General features: G+C 44.1%; 17 protein-coding genes. 7 read left to right on the top strand and 10 right to left on the bottom strand.

Annotated elements, in window-relative coordinates:
- Window positions 1–272: 272 nt before the first annotated feature.
- Window positions 273–938: a DNA glycosylase gene (locus IE130_RS11695; RefSeq protein ID WP_189586175.1), complete on the bottom strand. Its 666-nt coding sequence runs from the start codon at window positions 936–938 to the stop codon at window positions 273–275.
- A gap of 303 nt (window positions 939–1,241) precedes the next feature.
- Here IE130_RS11695 and upp point away from each other — a divergent pair, with 303 nt between their 5' ends.
- Both upp and IE130_RS11685 read left to right on the top strand, forming a co-directional pair.
- The gene (gene upp, locus IE130_RS11690) at window positions 1,242–1,901 is read left to right on the top strand and encodes a uracil phosphoribosyltransferase (protein ID WP_189586156.1); all 660 of its coding nucleotides are present in this window, start codon (window positions 1,242–1,244) and stop codon (window positions 1,899–1,901) included.
- 169 nt (window positions 1,902–2,070) lie between these two features.
- Entirely contained in the window at window positions 2,071–2,823 is a 753-nt protein-coding gene (locus tag IE130_RS11685) for an SDR family NAD(P)-dependent oxidoreductase (RefSeq protein ID WP_189586153.1), read from the top strand.
- Between the two features lie 24 nt (window positions 2,824–2,847).
- Here the strand turns inward: IE130_RS11685 and IE130_RS11680 are convergent, their stop codons facing one another.
- Window positions 2,848–3,516: a hypothetical protein gene (locus tag IE130_RS11680; RefSeq protein ID WP_189586150.1), complete on the bottom strand. Its 669-nt coding sequence runs from the start codon at window positions 3,514–3,516 to the stop codon at window positions 2,848–2,850.
- A 236-nt stretch (window positions 3,517–3,752) separates the two neighbouring features.
- Here IE130_RS11680 and IE130_RS11675 point away from each other — a divergent pair, with 236 nt between their 5' ends.
- A complete protein-coding gene (locus IE130_RS11675; protein ID WP_189586148.1) occupies window positions 3,753–4,736 on the top strand; it encodes an alpha/beta fold hydrolase in 984 nt (327 codons plus the stop codon).
- Between the two features lie 176 nt (window positions 4,737–4,912).
- Window positions 4,913–5,749, top strand: coding sequence for an alpha/beta fold hydrolase (locus IE130_RS11670; RefSeq protein ID WP_189586145.1), 837 nt, complete (start codon window positions 4,913–4,915; stop codon window positions 5,747–5,749).
- Between the two features lie 81 nt (window positions 5,750–5,830).
- On the opposite strand, the gene IE130_RS11665 is transcribed toward IE130_RS11670, so the two are convergent.
- The 3 genes from IE130_RS11665 to tyrS are packed head-to-tail and all read right to left on the bottom strand — an operon-like array spanning window position 5,831 to window position 7,948.
- Window positions 5,831–6,070: a DUF1653 domain-containing protein gene (locus tag IE130_RS11665; protein ID WP_189586142.1), complete on the bottom strand. Its 240-nt coding sequence runs from the start codon at window positions 6,068–6,070 to the stop codon at window positions 5,831–5,833.
- A gap of 31 nt (window positions 6,071–6,101) precedes the next feature.
- Window positions 6,102–6,680: a GNAT family N-acetyltransferase gene (locus IE130_RS11660; protein ID WP_189586139.1), complete on the bottom strand. Its 579-nt coding sequence runs from the start codon at window positions 6,678–6,680 to the stop codon at window positions 6,102–6,104.
- A gap of 56 nt (window positions 6,681–6,736) precedes the next feature.
- Window positions 6,737–7,948 (bottom strand): tyrosine--tRNA ligase, encoded by a 1,212-nt coding sequence (gene tyrS, locus IE130_RS11655; RefSeq protein ID WP_189586136.1) that lies wholly within the window; start codon window positions 7,946–7,948, stop codon window positions 6,737–6,739.
- 117 nt (window positions 7,949–8,065) lie between these two features.
- On the opposite strand from tyrS, the gene IE130_RS11650 reads away from it, so the two are divergent.
- The 3 genes from IE130_RS11650 to IE130_RS11640 all read left to right on the top strand — a co-directional run bounded on the left by IE130_RS11650 (window position 8,066) and on the right by IE130_RS11640 (window position 11,902).
- Window positions 8,066–9,454, top strand: coding sequence for an anhydro-N-acetylmuramic acid kinase (locus IE130_RS11650; RefSeq protein ID WP_189586133.1), 1,389 nt, complete (start codon window positions 8,066–8,068; stop codon window positions 9,452–9,454).
- Window positions 9,455–9,548: 94 nt separating this feature from the next.
- Entirely contained in the window at window positions 9,549–10,925 is a 1,377-nt protein-coding gene (fabF, locus tag IE130_RS11645; protein ID WP_201574538.1) for a beta-ketoacyl-ACP synthase II, read from the top strand.
- Window positions 10,926–11,041: 116 nt separating this feature from the next.
- Window positions 11,042–11,902 (top strand): cell envelope integrity TolA family protein, encoded by an 861-nt coding sequence (locus IE130_RS11640; RefSeq protein WP_189586130.1) that lies wholly within the window; start codon window positions 11,042–11,044, stop codon window positions 11,900–11,902.
- A gap of 88 nt (window positions 11,903–11,990) precedes the next feature.
- On the opposite strand, the gene IE130_RS11635 is transcribed toward IE130_RS11640, so the two are convergent.
- The 5 genes from IE130_RS11635 to IE130_RS11615 all read right to left on the bottom strand — a co-directional run bounded on the left by IE130_RS11635 (window position 11,991) and on the right by IE130_RS11615 (window position 19,480).
- Entirely contained in the window at window positions 11,991–13,808 is a 1,818-nt protein-coding gene (locus tag IE130_RS11635) for an aminopeptidase P family protein (RefSeq protein ID WP_189586127.1), read from the bottom strand.
- 241 nt (window positions 13,809–14,049) lie between these two features.
- Window positions 14,050–15,618, bottom strand: a complete 1,569-nt coding sequence (locus tag IE130_RS11630) for a peptide MFS transporter (RefSeq protein WP_189586124.1) — start codon at window positions 15,616–15,618, stop codon at window positions 14,050–14,052.
- A 297-nt stretch (window positions 15,619–15,915) separates the two neighbouring features.
- Window positions 15,916–16,353: a hypothetical protein gene (locus IE130_RS11625; protein WP_189586121.1), complete on the bottom strand. Its 438-nt coding sequence runs from the start codon at window positions 16,351–16,353 to the stop codon at window positions 15,916–15,918.
- 138 nt (window positions 16,354–16,491) lie between these two features.
- Complete coding sequence (gene lnt / locus IE130_RS11620; protein WP_189586118.1) at window positions 16,492–18,066, bottom strand: apolipoprotein N-acyltransferase; 1,575 nt, start codon at window positions 18,064–18,066, stop codon at window positions 16,492–16,494.
- Window positions 18,067–18,580: 514 nt separating this feature from the next.
- Window positions 18,581–19,480, bottom strand: a complete 900-nt coding sequence (locus IE130_RS11615) for a CBS domain-containing protein (RefSeq protein WP_189586115.1) — start codon at window positions 19,478–19,480, stop codon at window positions 18,581–18,583.
- Window positions 19,481–19,657 lie beyond the last annotated feature (177 nt).

The raw sequence follows: 19,657 nt of genomic DNA, 5'->3' as shown, positions 1-19,657 counted from the left end.
CTCGTGTCAAGAGGTAATTTCTATTTAGTTTGAAGTAAATGTCTCATCACTCATTCTAAACGCCTTCCCTTTCAACTAGGGCGCATTATACGGGGTTTTAAGACTGGGTCAAGCGGTTTGTCTGCTATTTCGAGGACTATTTAATTTTATAATTAATACCATCTATTTATCAGTTGGTTAGGGCTAAGAATAACTTTTCCTTTATCAAGACTAACTCTTTTCCTTAAATTTAGTCGGAGCATCATATATAGATCTCTTCTATATAGAAGCTTTTATAGCTTACCTATCTTTTTAAAAAAGTCTTTATAGGCCACTACTTTTTTATCTAAGGCTAAAGGATAGGCACGTGAGGTTGAAGGCAACCTATATAAGGTAAGATTAGTTACATCCACTTTTTGATTGTTATCGTTTTGCCATTGATAAGGATAATCCATATTTTGATTGGTCTTAGGATATTTGGACTTAGCTGGTGGTTCGGCCAATAAGTTGAGCAATACCTCAGTCGCCTTACCGCCTGTGGTAAATAACGTATGAACCTTTGGAACTTGCGGCAAGATACTATCCAAGTCAACTGGGGTGACGACCGTTAAATTTTTATCTGAGGCATTACCGGTTTCACGAATCGCTTGTTTTACTGTGGGGCAAGAAGCTATGCCACGCTCAAACATAAAGTCGTGGATACGCTCAGGATCAAAGCGCTTCTCATCCCCTACTCTAAAATAATCTGCATCATCAAAAAATACGCGACCATAGATACGCCACATATCATTATAAAAATTCGGATAGTGAAAGCTCATTGCCCATTTATCGGCAGTCGGAGGAAAGGTGCCCATCATCATCACGGTGGCATCTGGCGGTAACACAGGAGCGAACGGATGGGTTTCTACTTCTACAGCCTTCGTTTTGGATAAGGCGCTAGCACTATTGGCGTTATTCATTACATCTTCAGTGTTCGCTGGTTGATTGTTCATAAGATTCTTCATCAGAAAAGCAGTTTTTTTGGTATCATAGCAGGCCTAAACACTACTTCGTATTTAACCATGGCATATAGTCGGCTTAGATAGGCAAATGATAATTTAATTGGCTTAAATCATCTTTGCTTTGATTGCGATTATGGAAACGCTAAGCTTATGATTACTGTGTTACCTATAGGGTTGAAGTGTAGTAAGTGTTTGTATCTTTTATACTAATAGCAAACGCAGTGACTGCGCAAGCATCAGACCAAAACCAAGAGAGTATTTATGAGCGACTTAAATAGCGGTTTAGAAATTACGGTAATCGATCATCCATTAGTCCGTCATAAACTCAGTTTAATGCGCGAAAAAGACTGTAGTACTTATAAGTTTCGTACATTGACCAAAGAGCTTGCACGCTTGATGGCGTATGAAGCGAGCCGCGATTTTGAAATTGAAACGTTCCCAATGGAAGGCTGGTGTGGTGAAATCACTGGTGAGCAAATTATCGGTAAAACAGCAACGATTGTACCGATTTTACGTGCGGGTATTGGCATGTTGGACGGTGTGCTCGATTTGATTCCTACTGCTAAGATTTCTGTCGTCGGTTTACAGCGTGATGAAGAAACCTTACAGCCAGTACCTTTCTTTGAAAAATTCGTCAGCCACATGGACAAACGCCCTGCCCTGATCATTGATCCAATGCTAGCCACTGGTGGCTCAATGGTTGCGACCATCGAGATGCTAAAGAAAAATGGCTGTACCAATATCAAAGCGTTGGTATTGGTTGCCGCACCTGAAGGCGTGCGTGTGGTCAATGAAGCACATCCTGATGTAACCATTTATACCGCTGCATTAGACAGTCATTTGGATGAGCACGGTTATATTATTCCAGGTCTTGGCGATGCGGGTGATAAGATATTTGGTAAACAGTTAGCTAATAAGTAACTATCTAAATAGTAACTGCCTAAATAGTAATTACCTAACAAGTAAGTAACTATCTAACCGTAGTTGCGACAATTGTGGTTAATGTAAACAAATCAAAACATATACGCTAAGACAAAAAGTCGTCTTAAAAATCAGGATACAAACACAGCATCAACGATAAGGATAGATAATGAACGTATTGATTACAGGAGCAAGCGCCGGTTTTGGTAAAGCGCTGGCAGAGCGTCTGATCGCTAATGGTCATCGTGTGATTGGTTGTGCTAGACGCCTTGATAAGCTGAACGCTCTAGCAGAGACATTGGGCGAATCATTCTTACCTGTGGTGATGGATGTGAGCGATACAGCTTCTATTCCACAAATCATTGCTGACTTGCCGGATGGTTTTAAGCAAATCGATGTGCTCGTAAATAATGCGGGATTGGCACTCGGTACTGAGCCTGCACAAAGTAGTAGCCTTGATGACTGGATGCGTATGACTGATACCAATATAAAAGGTCTCATGGCGCTGACTCACGCGGTCTTGCCAGCGATGGTCGCGCGCGATAGCGGTTATATTATCAATGTCGGCTCGATTGCTGGCAGTTGGCCGTACTTTGGTGGGAATGTCTATGGCGCGACCAAAGCATTCGTCAAGCAATTCAGTCTAAATCTGCGCGCGGATTTAATCGGTACCCAGGTGCGCGTGACCAATCTTGAACCCGGTAATGTCGCAGGCACTGAGTTTTCAAACGTCCGCTATCATGGCAATGATGATAAAGCCGCCAAGGTTTATGATGGCTTTAAAACCATGACCGGCGATGATATCGGAGATATTTTATTATGGCTAATCGAATCACCGGCTCATATTAATGTCAATCGCTTGGAAGTGATGCCAGTTGCGCAAACTTATAACGGGCTGACGATTGCTAAGAAAGATTCTTAAACGTTTAGCCGAGCCTTTGGCTCATTAACGTAATTCGTAATATCGAAGCAACATAGTCTCATCTATGTTGCTTTTTTTTATGTCTTCAATAGTTAGCTCATTGACCAAGCGCAACTCCTGAAAATCTAAAATCAATACTTCATTGCGCGTGCGCTCACTAGTACGCCTATTATGACGTATGGGAAATCCCATCACTTGCCTGCCGACGACGGTTATCTGATTAATAACTGCTACTGAACGATTCATAGCAGATTTTTTATGTGCTTGCTGTGCGTTAAGGACTGCTGTGGCAGGATTCACAGTCGTGGTTAATAGCTTATCGAAACGAGCGATTTTGGGCATATCTCCTGCCAAAAACAACGTTTGCGTAAGCGGTAAATACTGAGCATGACGTATGAACTCTCGGCGAAACAACGCTGGCATATCTGTATTAAAGCTGTCTTCTGTCTGCCGATAAAAAGCCATAAATTGACGCTGCAAATAACCGCCAAATACCGTAAAGTTAATCCACTGTTGATAAGTATCATTGGCCAGTAATTGCCTAGTGAAAGCATCGGAAAAAGCCTTGGCATCTGTCTTAATGTTACCCGTTAACATCGCTATCAATAAGCTGTGCGCATCAGTAAATGTCTGCTGCTCCCAAACTTGCGGGTAGAGGCTACGATCCAGTGACGCTAGTGTCGGTGTGCTCATAAGCATCGCCCCTTTATTCTTTTATTTCAAGTTTAGGATAATGGCTGTTAATCACAAGCGTCACTTACTGTCTATACATTTTATGCTATGGTCAGCTTAGCTGTGTTTGATTAATACAAGTTTTATTAGCACAGATTTTACTATAACAAGCTCTCATCGATAAGATAAAAATATTTTATGATGAATGTTCAACATGCCCTAATTAATTACAATGTCTATCACGGAAATACGACGCTATGATGACCAATTTAATGACGTTGCCCAGTCGCTACCAGTCGCGTTATCAGTTGCAAACGCTGACGGTTACTGCTGCTGACGGTACGTCGCTGCCAGTTTCAGTCATTGGTCAAGGTCCGCCAGTGCTAATGCTGCATGCTTATGGGATGGATGCACGCGAGTTCTTGCCTTTTATTTTGGCATTGACAGGTAAATATACGTTTTATTTGCCGCATCTGCGTGGTTTTGGCGCTGCAAAAGCTCTCACGATGGAACAGTTTGATTTTGTCCGTCAATATGCGGATGATACCAACGCTGTGATTGAGAAAATTTGTGAATGGCGTCAAGTAGAGGCTTTGCCAGTGGCGGCTATCTCGATGGGCGCGCAAGTCATGTGGTCTTATTTTGAGCGTTTTGGCGCATCAAGGGTCAGTCGCTATCTTAATATTGATCAAAATCCAGCTATTCATAATCAAGGCGACTGGCAAGGGGGGCTATTTGGCACGCGGCAGCAAGAAGTGTTCGATATATTTCAAGAAGTAATCGATCTGACCTTACCTTATGCGAATTCTAATGCTAATGCTAATAGCTTTGCCCATCTGCCCTTTGCGCTCAAGCGCCGTGCAACCGATGTCGAAAGGCTGTTTTCTTTGTTATCCGTCAATCGCACGCGTTCAAAAGCTTTTATACAAGCGATGACTCATAAAAACGACCACACACTCGCGCTTTACGACCACGGCATTTGGCATCAAAAAATGCGCTGCTTGCAAGCCTATTTGGTCTTACCTTACGATTTTCGGGGTGCCATAGATAAAGTGACTATTCCTGTGGTTAATCTTATCGGTGGTCGCTCTAAACTTTATGACGCCAAATGGCAGCAGAAAGTGACCCAAATGCTGCCTAACGCCACTGAAGTTATTTTGCTACGTGCAGGTCATGCGATACCTTTGGACGAGCCGATTGGATTTTATAAAGTGTTAAAAGAGTTTTTGCAGGGTCGCTAGCTCAGTGCAACTTACTGTGATGTCACAGAACCACTCTATAATCGACACTGTTACTGTACAACCCATCATAGTAATCACTCTATCCACCTTTTATACTAAAACCTGACGTTAGCTGCGTAAGCGCATTAACGTTAAAATAAAATACTTTTTAATAATAATTCTAAAAGGAAAAACTTATGCCTTACGTTAACGTTGCACAGCAAGATGAACAATCTGTCGACCTATATTACGAAGTCCAAGGTACTGGCAAACCTGTGGTATTAATCCATGGCTGGCCGCTGAGTGGACGCGCTTGGGAGGCACAACTTCCTGCACTGGTCGAAGCAGGCTATCAAGTGATTACCTATGATAGACGTGGCTTTGGTCAATCTTCTAAACCATGGAGTGGCTATGATTATGATACCTTGGCACAAGATCTAAAAGGCTTGATGGATGAGCTGGATTTAACAGATGCTACTATCGTTGGCTTCTCTATGGGTGGCGGAGAAGTCGCTCGCTATCTGGGCAACTTTGGTTCAGAGCGTATTAGCAAAGCGGTACTCGCCTCTGCCGTTCCGCCTTATTTGTTCAAAGCTGATGACAATCCTGATGGTGCGTTAGCAGAAGCAGATATCCAAGAATTCTTAGACGGCGTAAGCGGAGATCGTATCGCCTTCTTGAACGACTTTACCAAGAATTTCTTTACGCCAGCAGATGGCAAGCTGTTGGTCAGCAAACCAATGCGTTTATACAATCGCGATATCGCCTCGTTTGCTTCAGCGAAAGCGACTTATGATTGCGTTAAATCCTTTGCTTATACCGACTTCCGTGATGACCTAAAAAAATTCGATGTGCCAACCTTAGTCATTCATGGCAATGCTGATCAAATCGTCCCGATTGAGGCCAGTGGTCAGCGCTCGCACGATATGATTGCCGACAGTCAGTTGCATATTGTCGAAGGTGGTCCACACGGTATCAATGTGACCCATGCTAAAGAATTTAATGACACATTGATTGCGTTTTTGAATAGCTAGTTATTATTTAACAGACATAAAAAAGGCGACCTTAACGGGTCGCCTTTTATTTGGGCAATGGATTTTAACGAAGTTGATTCATTAATCCGCTAATGATTTAATAAGCTCAAAGCGTAGTATTACTTTGCCATCGACTTCAACGGTCTCTGTAAACATTGCTAAAGGTCTTACCCATACGCCATATTCACCGTATAAACAGCGATAAACGACTAACGATTCTTCGGTTTCTGAATGTTGTGCGGTGTGCAAAACTTGGTAAAGGCTGCCTTTATAATGGCGGTAAATGCCTTGGGTGACAATGGATTGATTTTGTTGAGACATAAACAGCTCATTCATATTGATAATTAAAGGACTAATAAACGCTTTGTGATTTTTCTACTAGCTTGGACTTTATCTGTGGCCATTCAGAACTGACAACGCTATACATGACTGTATCTGAAATGATGCCATCACGGCGTACACGATTGCCTCGAATCACCCCATCTTTTTTAGCACCTAAGCGCTCAATGGCTTGCTGTGAGCGATAATTGTCAATATCTGTACGCCAGCCTACGGTTTGATACTTCAAGGTTTCAAATATATAGCTTAGCAGCATAAGCTTACAAGTCGTATTAACATGCGTTCGCCAATACGATTTAGCATACCAAGTATAGCCAATTTCTAAGCGTTTGCTGGTTGGTAAAATATCATGAAAACTCGTTGTACCAATCGCTTTACCATTTGATTCATCAATAACGACAAATGCTTGTCTATCAGGCATTGAATCTGCGGTATTGATATAGTCGATGACCTTGTCTGGCTCAGGTACCGACGTCTCGTTTATTTTCCATAGCTCACCATCTTGGCAAGCCTCCATTAAGTCAGTTGCATGACTGAGCATCAATGGCTTAAGGGTAATACCGTTACTTGATAATGTCGGTAAATCTAGCATTTATTTTTCCTTAAGCCACTATGAGTTTAGGTGGCAGTCTCTTAAGCAACAGTCTCTTAGGCAACCGTCACTTTCGCATAAGCCTTTTTGCCTGCTTGGATAACGACTGTCTGACCAGACGTTAAGCTAAAGCCACCGTCTACTACTTCGCCATCTACTTTTACCGCGCCACGTTTTACCATGTCTTTGGCAGATGAGCTATTTTTCGCAAGCCCAGATTGGTTCAGTACTTGAGTGATAAATAGTGCATCCTGACCTTCTAGATCTAACGTTACTTCAGGCAAATCGATTGGCAATTCGCCATCAGCCAACACATTACCTGCTGATTTGTGCGCATTGGCAGCGGCATCAGCATCATGGAAACGCTCGATTAACTCTTCGGCTAGAATACGTTTGATTTCTTGTGGATTGCGACCGTTTTCCATTTCTGCCAATAAACCTTCGACTTCATCCATCGGTTTAAAGCTTAAAAATTCAAAATAGCGGCGGATTAACGTATCTGGCATAGATAAGATTTTTTGGTACATCGTGCCCGGTGCATCATAAATGGCCACGTAGTTGTTTAAAGACTTAGACATTTTATTAACGCCATCTAACCCTTCCAAAATTGGTACGGTGATACATACTTGCTGCTCTTGACCATAGCGGCCTTGCAACGTACGACCCATTAATAGGTTAAAGGTTTGATCGGTACCGCCAAGCTCAACATCAGCTTTTAGCGCGATAGAATCATAGCCTTGCACGAGCGGGTATAAAAACTCATGGATAGAGATTGGGGTTTGCGAGGCATAGCGCTTAGAGAAGTCATCACGCTCAAGCATACGTGAAACCGTTTGCTGACTGGCAAGCTGAATCATATCAGCGGCGCTCATGTCATTGAACCATTCTGAGTTAAAGACCACACGGGTTTTTTCTTTGTCCAAAATTTTAAATACTTGTTCTGCATAGGTCGTGGCATTGGCTTTGATTTGCTCATCAGTCAATGGTGGACGCGTGCTATTTTTACCAGAAGGATCGCCAATCTTGGCCGTATAATCACCGATTAAGAAATAAATCTCATGACCCAAATCTTGAAAATGCTTAAGCTTATTAATCAGCACAGTATGACCTAAATGCAGGTCAGGTGCGGTAGGATCAAAGCCCGCCTTGATTCGCAATGGACGGTTTAGCTTAAGCTTCGCCACTAAATCCTCTTCAGATAGGATTTCTTGCGTACCGCGTTGGATAAGGGCAAGTTGTTCTTCTAGGGTGTAAGTTTGCGTGGTCATGATGATCTCTTTATTGTCTTTATTAAGGGTTAAACGTTTGAGCGATTTAGAATCTCGTCGCTGTCAAAAGATGTTAGAATTTGACGGATATACTAGCGTTTTTTAAGGTAAATTGCCATGACCAACCCCGCATCGATTGCTGATACTCATCACAATACTCATCCAGATTTAGAGATGGACAGTGATTTAGATAATAGCTTGGAAAATACTGACGATTTAAATTATGCCACACTTACTGAGGCACTTGAGCAGACTGTTTTTGAAAACTTCGATGATGGCTTATATATCGGCATGATGTCGGGCACCAGTTTGGACGGTATGGATGCCGTTCTTTGTCAATTCGGTACAGATACTGGCAGTGAAGAAGAAACGCAGCAGCCCATGCGTTTGTTAGCTTCTTATAGCCAAGACTTCCCACCGCGACTGCGTGAAGTGCTTTTGGCATTATGTCAGCCTAATGGTGTCCAAGTATTGACACCCACGGCTGACGAACCAAACAGCGAGCTGGACTGGTTCGGCTGGGCGAGCCGCGAGTATGGTGAGTTTGCAAGTGAGGTGATCAATACGTTATTAACACAAGCCGATACCGATGTAGAGTTGGTGCTGGCCATTGGCTGTCATGGACAGACGGTGCGCCATCGTCCGCAGATGGGGTTTAGCTTGCAGTTGCTCGATGCCAATATCATCGCTGAGCATACAGGTATCAGTGTCGTTAGCGATTTTCGACGCCGTGATATGGCAGTCGGTGGTCAAGGTGCACCGCTGGTTCCAGCCTTTCATCAAGCGTTGTTTGCCACGCCTGATAGCACGCGCGTGTTATTAAACTTGGGCGGTATTGCTAATGTCACCGTCTTGCCAGCGACTGCTAATAACTCATCAAATCAACCAGACAATACCATAGGTAACGTTGTAGATAATGGCGTTGTGGGTTACGACACTGGCCCTGCCAATTTATTATTGGACGCGTGGACCGCATTGCATACAGATAAAGGCTATGATGCTGGTGGTGCATGGGCACAGTCTGGTCAAGTCATTGAGCCGCTGCTCAACCAACTGTTAGAACATCCGTTTTTTGCAAAATCTTATCCCAAAAGTACGGGCCGTGAAGACTTTAACTTAGCATGGCTACAAGACGAGCTACAAAAATTCGATCAGGCCTCTGCGGTCATTCGTTATTCGTCAGCAGATGTACAGGCCACACTCACCGAGCTAACCGCCATCAGTGCGAGCGCGCAAATCAATCAATTTATCGACGCTAATAAAAACACTTCGGTGTACGTCTGCGGTGGCGGTGCATTGAATAGCTATTTAATGACGCGTTTGCAGGCAAACCTTCCTCATTGCACAGTAGAAACGACTGCGAGCTTAGGGCTGGATCCAACATGGGTAGAAGCCGTTGCTTTTGCATGGCTAGCGAGACAGACATTGATGGGTGAAACAGGTAACTTACCAGCAGTGACAGGTGCAAGTAAAAACGTGGTGCTGGGTCAAGTGTGCTTTGCCTAGTCCATTAATTTTAGTTTACATACGTGCACCTATGTGTTTTATAATGACTTCCGAAATAACATCCTCTTAGGACCGTAAGTACAGGATATATCGCATGAGCCAACACAGCAATTCAACCACCTCACAAGCCGATCAGGTTAGCGCAACCTCGGCGCACAAACCGCGCCATAAACCACCTCACTACGAGCGCTCTGATGAGTTGCGCGTGGTGATCACTGGCATGGGTGCCATTACACCACTGGGTCTAGACGTTGATAGCTCGTGGAAGAAACTGCTCAATGGCGAGAGTGGTATCGCACCGATTACCCATTTTGATGCTACCGAATATCGTGCGAAAATCGCGGGTGTGGTCAAAGACTTTGATGCCAAGCAATATATGAATGCCAAAGACGCACGTCGCTATGATGAATTTATTCATTATGGTATCGCCGCCTCTAGCATGGCACTACAGAACGCGGGCTTTATCGACCAAATAAGCGCGGCTGATGCGCCTGTACAAGGTGTTGACCAAGAGCGTTTTGGTATTATTTTAGGCTCAGGGATTGGCGGTATTCAAACCATTGAAAACAGCCGCGATACCCTGCGTGAAAAAGGCGCGCTGAAAGTCTCACCCTTTATTATTCCAGGCTCTATTATAAATATGGCGGCTGGATTGGTGGCGATTAAGCACACCTTAAAAGGCCCCAACCTCGCAACATCGACTGCCTGTACAACAGCCACTCACGCGATCGGACTTGCAGCACGCCTGATTGCTTATGGTGATGCCGATGTAATGCTGGCCGGTGGTAGTGAAAAAGGCTCAAGCCCACTGGGTATATCAGGGTTTGGTGCCATGCATGCACTCTCGACCCGCAATGATGAACCAACCAAAGCCTCGCGTCCATTTGATAAAGCCCGCGATGGTTTTGTACTCGGTGATGGCTCTGGTATGGTCGTGCTCGAAAGCTTGGCTCATGCCAAAGCACGCGGCGCGACCATACTGGCTGAATTGGTCGGTTTCGGTATGAGTGATGATGCAGGTCACATTACTGCACCACCAGAAGATGGCAATGGTGCTGCACGCGCAATGAGAAATGCCTTGCACGATGCTGGTATTGAGCCATCGAGTGTTGGTTATGTTAATGCTCATGGTACCAGCACGCCTGCTGGTGATGTCGCTGAATCAATCGCCATTGAAACCGTATTTGCTCCAGTGAAAGACAGTATTCTAGTCAGCTCGACCAAGTCAATGACTGGTCACTTGCTAGGTGCAGCAGGCGGTGTTGAAGCCATATTTACAGTGCTTTCCCTACAGCATCAACATGTACCACCAACCATCAACTTGGATAATGTGGAAGACAACTGTAACCTCGACTATGTCGCCAATCAATCTCGCAAAGTCGAAAATCTACAGTACGCTGTCTCAAATAGCTTTGGCTTTGGTGGCACCAATGGCTCGTTAGTCTTTGCACGTTGGCCTAGCAATGACTAGAGCATAAAAGCATACAACACGCGTTGTTGTAACCTTGGTGTCAGATTTGCTACGTTTGTCCACTTGCAGCCCCTTATCGTACTTGCGTATGATAAGGGGTAATTTTTGGAACATTTATGGAAGATACCATGTCAAGCTACTCATTTTCCCATCAGTTTTATCAACGCTGGACGTGTGCGCCTGAGCCTATACGCGCAGCAATCACCCAAGAACTAAAAGATATCACCACTTTACTGCAAAGCGATACACCCTTTGAGAGCTTTGAATTTCAAACCCATGATTTAGATGCTCATATCGATGAGCTCTATGAAAACCACGAAGCTGAGCAAGCCATTGCCAAAGCGATCACGGAAAAACAAGAACAAGCACGCGCCACTGCTGAAAAAGAACGTCTCGAAGAAGAACAAAAAATAAAAGCAGCAGCGGATGCCAAACTCCAAGAAGAAGCTAAATTAAAAGAAGAGGCTAAACTGCGCGAAGAAGCAGAAGCCGCGCAAAAAGAACAAGAAAAGAATGCAATACTAGCTGCTGATAAGCGCAATGATGACAAGTCAGTAGCAGCGATCGAGACAAATATTGCGGACAAAGCAAACGTTAATAGTAGTGCCACTGATAACTCTGAAAAAAATAATACCCAAAGTGTGGCTACTGAAAATCCTACGGCGAACCATAAAACCATCAACGAGCATGCAAACACTGCTGAAGATAATACAGTCAATAATAATAGCAGCGTTAAAAATGATAACGCTATTAAAGCCATTAATGATACAGCCAGTACTGCCATCAAGCTGGCATTAAAAGATGCAAAATTGAGTGCAACGCATCAAGAGTTAATCCGCGAGTTGGAAATGCAGATTGATGACTACCTAAGCGATCAGATGATGCTCATGTCTGAAAACCTAAAATCTTGGCTACGTGCAGAGGTCACTCAGCATTTAAGTGAGCAGGATAAATTAGAGATTAGTAAAAAGTCATAAGAAAACTAAATGCTGCTGTTTAGAAAAAAATCCCCGTAAAATTTACTGGGATTTTTTTATTTTAAATGCGCAGATATAGGCTTTTACTTTAGATAGCCTGAGTACGCTCAGTTAGCCACTCAAGTGCTGCGCCGTCGACACGGTCTTTTAGCTCCGCATAAACTTGGCTGTGATAGTCGTTCAACCAATCAATCTCTACTTGATTCAACAATGAAGACTCAATCAAACGGGTATCAATCGGGCAGTAAGTAACAGTCTCAAAGTTTAAGAATTTACCAAACTCTGTCTCGGTAGGGCTTGCCACACGTGTATTAACCATTAGGTTTTCTATGCGAATGCCCCATTTACCTTCACGGTATAGACCTGGCTCATTACTTGAGATCATACCTTCTTTCATCGCACGCTCTTTTGGCGTACTCGCACTATAGGCAATGACTTGTGGGCCTTCATGGACGTTTAAGAAGTAACCAACCCCATGACCGGTACCATGACCATAGTCCATCTGTGCTTGCCATAATGGCGCACGGCAAATGGCATCAATTAATGGTGAGGCAATACCGTCAGGAAAATGCGCTTTTGCCAATGCAATATGGGCTTTGAGCACGGTGGTAAAGTCACTTTTATGCTCAGAGCTTACTTGTCCGATACCGACCACACGAGTGATATCAGTCGTGCCATTCTGATATTGCGCGCCTGAGTCAATCAGTAGTAGCCCACCCTCGCCCTCGGCCACATCAAGGTAGCTGAACTTCTCAGGAGTTGCACGGTAATGTGGCAACGCACCGTTTTCATTAAAACCTGCAATCGTTGGAAAGCTTGGTGATACATAGTGTGGCTGCTGACTACGTACATCGATTAGCATGCTATCAACATCTAACTCACTTAAACGCTCACCGTTTGCTAGGCGCTGCTCAAATGTCGCAAAAAACTCAGCTAAGGCAGCACCATCTTGACGCATGGCTTCACGCACATGATCGATATCAGCATCAGCTTTAACAGATTTGAGTAATGTACTTGGCGCCATTTGCTCAATAAAGCCAACATCGTCTGCCATCTTCGATAGCGTGCCGACTGCAACCTTACTTGGATCTAATAACAATAAATCTTCTGGCGTAAGCGTACTCAATGCCTCTTGTACCGCATCATAATCAGCAATTGTAATGCTGCTGTCCTTTAGAGCTGTTGCGATATCAGCGCTGACTTTATTGTTATCGACAAACAATGTCGCGTCGTTTTCACTAATAAGCATATGTGACAAAAACACAGGGTTATAGTCAACATCCGCACCACGTAAGTTGGTCAACCAAGCGATGTCATCTAAACTTGAGAGCAAATGATGCGTCGCTCCTGCCTCTGTCATACCTGCACGCACGGCAGCAAGTTTTGAGGTGGCAGACTGAGCAAGAAACTGTTCATCGTGAGCATATAGCTTGGCAGCGGGTAGCGCTGGACGATCTGACCAGATTTCTGTCAACACGTCACGCTCAGTGATCAAAGTAATGTCATTGACATCAAATGCATTTAGCAGTCGATCTTGCTCCGCGATAGACAGCACATTGCCATCGACGGCGACACTATCGCCTTCTTGTAAATGATCTGCTAGCCAATCGATATGATTTGGCTGACCTGGAGCAAGCTTTTCTAAAGTAATACCCGTGCCTTCTAACTGATCGGCGGCGTGTACCCAATAGCGACTATCCGTCCATAATCCGGCGAAATCAGCAGTCACAACGAGCGTACCGACCGAACCGGTAAATCCTGATAGCCATAAACGTGATTGCCAGTATTCTGGTAAATATTCAGATAAATGCGGGTCAGCAGAGGGGACGATAATCGCAGTGAGATCCTGCGTCGCTAGGCTTTTACGTAAGCTGTCAATACGGTCATGAATGGTTTGTTTATTCATTGGATGTGTCCTTATTAGAGGTAGAGCAATTGATTTTGGAGAAATTAGAGTTAAAAAAAACACTACTGTGAGGCGACTATGGATAGCCGTCTTATTGGGTGGTTAAAATAGTTTCATATGTCAGTTAAATATAGAAACAACTGGTTTAATAGAATAATAAAAACGTGCTACCGATAATGGTAACACGTCTTGTCATACGTCACTTGTGCTGTTGTTATTCACAAATGTACATCAGCTTATTTTATGATTTGGCCAGTTGTTTTTCACGCTCGCTATCTTTAAGCATTTTATTGATAGGTTTTGCTAATACCAATAATAATACAGCGGTAGCCACCAAAAAGATGGTCATGGTGGTAAACAAACCCGGTAACCCTTCAATTTTATCAGCAGATACATGACCACCAAAGAAAGCGGCAACCAAGTTACCCATGGCGATAGAGGCAAAGAAAAGTCCCATCATTTGGCCTTGCATGCCCTCTGGCGCCAGTTTGGTCATTGCAGACAAACCAACTGGGCTTAGTGCCAACTCACCCAATGTTAATAGTAATAAACTACCCACCAGCCATAGTGGCGACGCTAAGCCAGCACCAGGCGCTAAAATGCTCTTAGAGGCAAAAATCATCAATGAAAAACCTGCTGCCGCAAGTAACATACCAAGTGCAAACTTAGCCATACTGCTCGGCTCAAGACCTCGGTTAGCCAGCTTAACCCAGATAATACTGACGATTGGCGCTAAGATAAGAATAAACAAAGGGTTCAATGACTGGAACCAAATACTTGGCACCTCAAATCCTAAGACATTAAGGTCAGTATAGCGATCAGCAAATAAGTTAAAAGACGTTGGCTGCTGCTCAAAACTTGACCAAAATAACGTTGAACCAATAATCAAGATAAAGCAGATCAATAAACGTAACTTATCCGTCTTATCTAAACGCGGTGAGATAAACATAATAGCAAAGTACAGTATCACCACGGCTGCAATGATATAAGTCATGTACTGCGCGACCATCTCAGGATTGAACGGCATAATACCCGTAGACACCAAAACAATAACCGCAACCAACAATGCTAAAAACCCTGCAACCCAGCGACCGATATTTTTATAACGACCGTTGGCATTTTCCCATTCAGCACTGATGCCTTTAGCCTTTGCGTAGCGTGTTAGATTTTTTTGCGCCGCAAAGCGGTAGATGAGTAACGACACCAGCATCCCAAGACCACCGACACCAAAGCCCACATGCCACATGCCTTTTTCTTTAAAGATTCCGACAATCAGTGCCGCTAGTAGCGCACCAATATTGATGCCCATATAGAACAAGGTAAAGCCACCATCACGGCGTACATCACCCTTGGTATATAGAGCGCCAACCATCACTGAAATACAGGTCTTAAATAACCCTGAACCCAACACAATGCACATCAGACCGACAAAAAACAGCGTCATGCCAAATAACGCAGAGAGCGCAATGCATAAATGACCAAGCGCAATAATAATACTGCCCCACCAAAGAGCGCGCTCTTGCCCCAACCAGTTATCTGCTAGCCAACCGCCCGGCACTGCCGCTAAGTACAATGAACCAGCAAAAATACCATAGATAGCAGATGCAGTGACCTCATCAAAACCAAAGCCACCACTGCCTACCGTAGCTACCATGAACAGGACTAATAAAGGACGGATACTATAATAAGAAAAACGTTCCCACATTTCCGTAAAAAATAGCGAGCGTAATGGCTTGGGATGCCCCATAAAGCCGTTATCTAGCGCTTCCAATTCAGCCGCGCTAGCCCCTGATTGTGTTTCTATGCCCATAACTTTATTCCTTTAAAGATAATATTAGTAATGACCAAACCCCCAATTACTTAGATGAACGGTCATTATAGGCGGAATATTGTTTCACTTGGTTATGGCCAAGTAAAGAAAAAGTTGGCTATAAATTACACAAATACCCATAAAAAAACTCGTTCTCATCAGATGAGAACGAGTTTTTCTTTTGAGTCTAGACAGCAGTACTATCCTATTGATATCACTGCTGATAAAGACGCCATAATGCCACTCATTTTAGCGCAGAGTGTCACTATTTGGCTATTTAAACGACCATATTACAGACTACTGTACTGCTGTCGTATTATCAGCGGCATTGCCCGCATCTAGATCACCATCTGCTTGTTCAGCTGTCAAATCAGCATCAGCAACTGCCGCTTGACTTACTGTGCCAGAGGCGGTCGCTGTACCTGCTTCCGCAGTGACGACCGCACTATCCGCATCTGTCGCTGGTGTTACGGTTGTATCTGCAGCAGCAGGTGCGGTCGCTTCTTCTGCGGTTGCGGCGTCTGCCTTAGCTGGCGCGGCATCTTCAGCAGCCACAGTTTCTGCTTCATTAGCAGCGGCTGAGCTTTCTGTCGTGTCAGCCGTAATATGCTCTCCTGCTGGACGCAAGAATGCTGAGACACCAATGAGTAATACAATCGCTAAAAATAAGCCAACGCCGCCTAAAGCATACAACAGCTCTTTTTTTGGATTGTTGTTGACGATATCTTCTGACATACCTTATCCACCTTGCACAGAATATTTGAAATATTTGGCTATTATATCGCAATTTATGCCCATTTGTTAAAACCCTTAACTATTTAAAGGGTTTATTATCGAAAAATTGCGAAACTTAGCATGTATCATTCTAATTAATTAGCTGACCGAACGGCCTCGAGGAGTCTCACGCTTGCCAAGATAGCTCAATAATAACAAGAGCGCAATAATGAGCAAAATCGGATAATTACCAAAGCGCATAAAGGGTGTGTTACCTACCCGTGCCTGAACATCACCGCGTAATACGGTACGTTCAAACTGCGGTGCACGCTCGACGATACGACCTTTATGATCGATAATAGCCGTCACGCCAGTGTTGGTCGCCCGCATAAACCAGCGACCGTTTTCAAGCGCGCGCATTTGTACCATTTGTAGATGTTGCAGTGGACCTGCCGACGTGCCAAACCATGCATCGTTTGAGATAGTCAATAAAAAGTCAGTCCCAATCGCGTTTTTACGGGTGGTATCAGGATAGGCAACTTCATAGCAGATGGCTGCACCCAAATTATGCCCACGTACACGTAATGGTGACTGCTGATCACTACCACGGCTATAGCTCATGATGTCTTGGCTACCAGCTAAGTTAGGCAGGATATCGAGCAGGCCTTCAAATGGAATATATTCACCGAATGGCACGAGACGTTGCTTTTTATACAATCCTTCTGCCTGTGCACCCAATGCAACCACGCTATTATAAAAGGGTGGATATTTATCTGTACTGGCATCAAACGCCGCTTCATCCTTATAAGGGATTCCTGTGACCCATGTGGTATCAGTCTCTTTGGCCATTTTGACCATTTCGTTGATAAAGCCAACGGCTTCGGTCTGAAACATTGGAATCGAGGACTCAGGCCATAAAACAATGTCACGCCCCCACTCGGTACGCGTCAAGGTTGCATAGATTTTTAAGGTTTCTACTTGATATTCGGTCAGCCATTTTAGGTCTTGCGGAATATTGCCTTGGATCAGCGATACCGATAAATCAGGCGTGCCCTTTGGTTTCGTCCATTGCGGATTAATCAGCCACAATGAGACGCTCACCACAAGTAATGCGGCAGTCACAACCATATAACCACCACGGCGACGCAAGAGTTCAACGGTACTTGCAGCCAACAGGATGGCGACGAAAGAGACAGCAAATACGCCAGCGACAGGTGCTAATGACGACAGCCAATCCTGCTCGGTAAAGGCATAGCCGACGAACAGCCATGGAAAACCGGTAAATAACCACGTTTTCATCCACTCTTGCAACACCCAAAGTGCCGCAAAAGCCAAGGGCTGCTTACCGACCATGCGATTAAAAACCAACGCCAAAAGTCCGTGGAACAAGCCCATGCCCAGACCCATCAACGCAATCATAATCAGCGCCAGCCATGCGGGCGTCGCACCATAGACATGGATAGAGGTATACAGCCAAAACGCACCCACACACCACAATCCCGTACCGTACGCTTGACCAATAATAAAGGCGCGGCGACCTGTCATCTCAGGCATCAATAGCGCGTATAAAATAGCGGGCGATACCAGTGCTACTGGCCAAATACCATAAGGCGCAAGCGCAAAGATAAAGATTGCCCCTGCCAACCAAGCAATCAATATAGCCAGCCCCATAGGCAAACCCTTCGGTTTTTCGGGGTTCAGACGTTTTTGCAAATCAACAGTAGACAGACGCATAGCAGTTATCCAAAACCATATTATCTAAAATGTTACATGTTTAGTATTCAGTCGATATTTAACCTAAAGCTGGCTCAATTGTTATAAACGCCCTATCTTTTCAATAGTATTGTCTTATAAATACCATCGTCTTATAAATATAGTCAAAATACCCCAAAAACGCGACGATACTGCTGATATCAATTTTTTGTAGCCTCTGCCTGCACAGGCACAGTAAGCAAGAAAAATTGATATCAGCAGTGCGTGATGTATCGATATTACTTTTCACTGACTATATAAGATTGGTATAAATACAGCGTCTAAAAATCAAACCCGCCCATGATACCAGTCTGCGTCAATCAATGGGTAAATTTGCGTAGTAAAAAAAGTGACTGCTAAAAGTGGCTATTGAAAGTGGCTATTGAAAGTGAATGACAGACAGCAAAAAACACGATCGCAATCGTGTTTTTATAGAAATTATCAGTGCGTTATCAAACTTATGAATGGCATGTATGACAATAACGTCAAAAATACATTAATGACTGCCTATCAATAGGTGCTGCTCAGGATTCGTTTTGGTCAGTTCTAGGTTTTGAATAAAACGTCCTTCGACATCAGTAATGGTGATTTGCCAGTCGTCTATCATTACGCTCTCACCTTCTAGGTCGCCTACATAACCCAGCGCCTGCATGACCAGACCGCCCATGGTATCGACATCGGTATCATCAAAACGACTGCCAAGCTCATCATTACAGTCTTCAATGACCGTCGATGCTTGCACACGCCAAGTATTTGGTTTGTCGGGATCAGCGATGATATTATTTATATCACTGTCTTCATCGAAGTCATCATGCTCATCGACGATATCACCGACGATTTCCTCGAGCAAATCTTCCATGGTGACCACACCGCCGAAGTTGCCAAATTCATCGACCACAATCGCCATATGTACTTGGGTACGCTGTAGTGAGCGCAACAAGGTATCAGAACGTGCAGTCTCACTAATATAAAGCGGCTGACGTACCAAATCTTTTAGACGTTTGCTATCGATTTTATCTTCTTGGTCACGCACCATATGGACGAGAATAGGAATCAAATCCTTGGCCAATAAGATACCAATGACCGCATCATCATCTTGACTGTCAAAGACGGGATAGCGCGAATGGGTGGTTTCAAGGATGATATCCATCACTTCAGCAAGGCTGGTGCTCTCGTGGATACCAATCACTTGCGGGCGCGGCGTCATGATCTCGCGCACTTGTGTCGCAGGCAGATCGAGCACGCCCTCTAGCATGTCCACAGTATCAGGCTCTAAGAACTGGCGCGAATCCTGTACCAAACGAATCAGTTCATCACGGGTTTCGGGGGCGGTCGATAGCCAGCGTTTTAAGCCGCGCATCGACCAACTACTCGGGCTGGGAGTGTCGTCAGACATGGTGGTGTGATTTAACCTCTTTAGTTAATGGTAATTAATATCGTAAAAACATTAATATCGTAAAAATGTAGATGGGGATTAAAGTACTAAATAAAACCAGTCGTTTATGACTAATAAATACATAGACCAGTTTAAATTAGCTTCACTTTATCGCAAGGCTCAAAGACATTCAACGAC

The organism is Psychrobacter glaciei (genome assembly GCF_014652895.1).
In the GTDB taxonomy this organism is placed as follows: domain Bacteria; phylum Pseudomonadota; class Gammaproteobacteria; order Pseudomonadales; family Moraxellaceae; genus Psychrobacter; species Psychrobacter glaciei.
The sequence above is the reverse complement of the archived record's forward strand: the minus strand, read 5'-3'. Positions and strand labels throughout refer to the sequence as shown.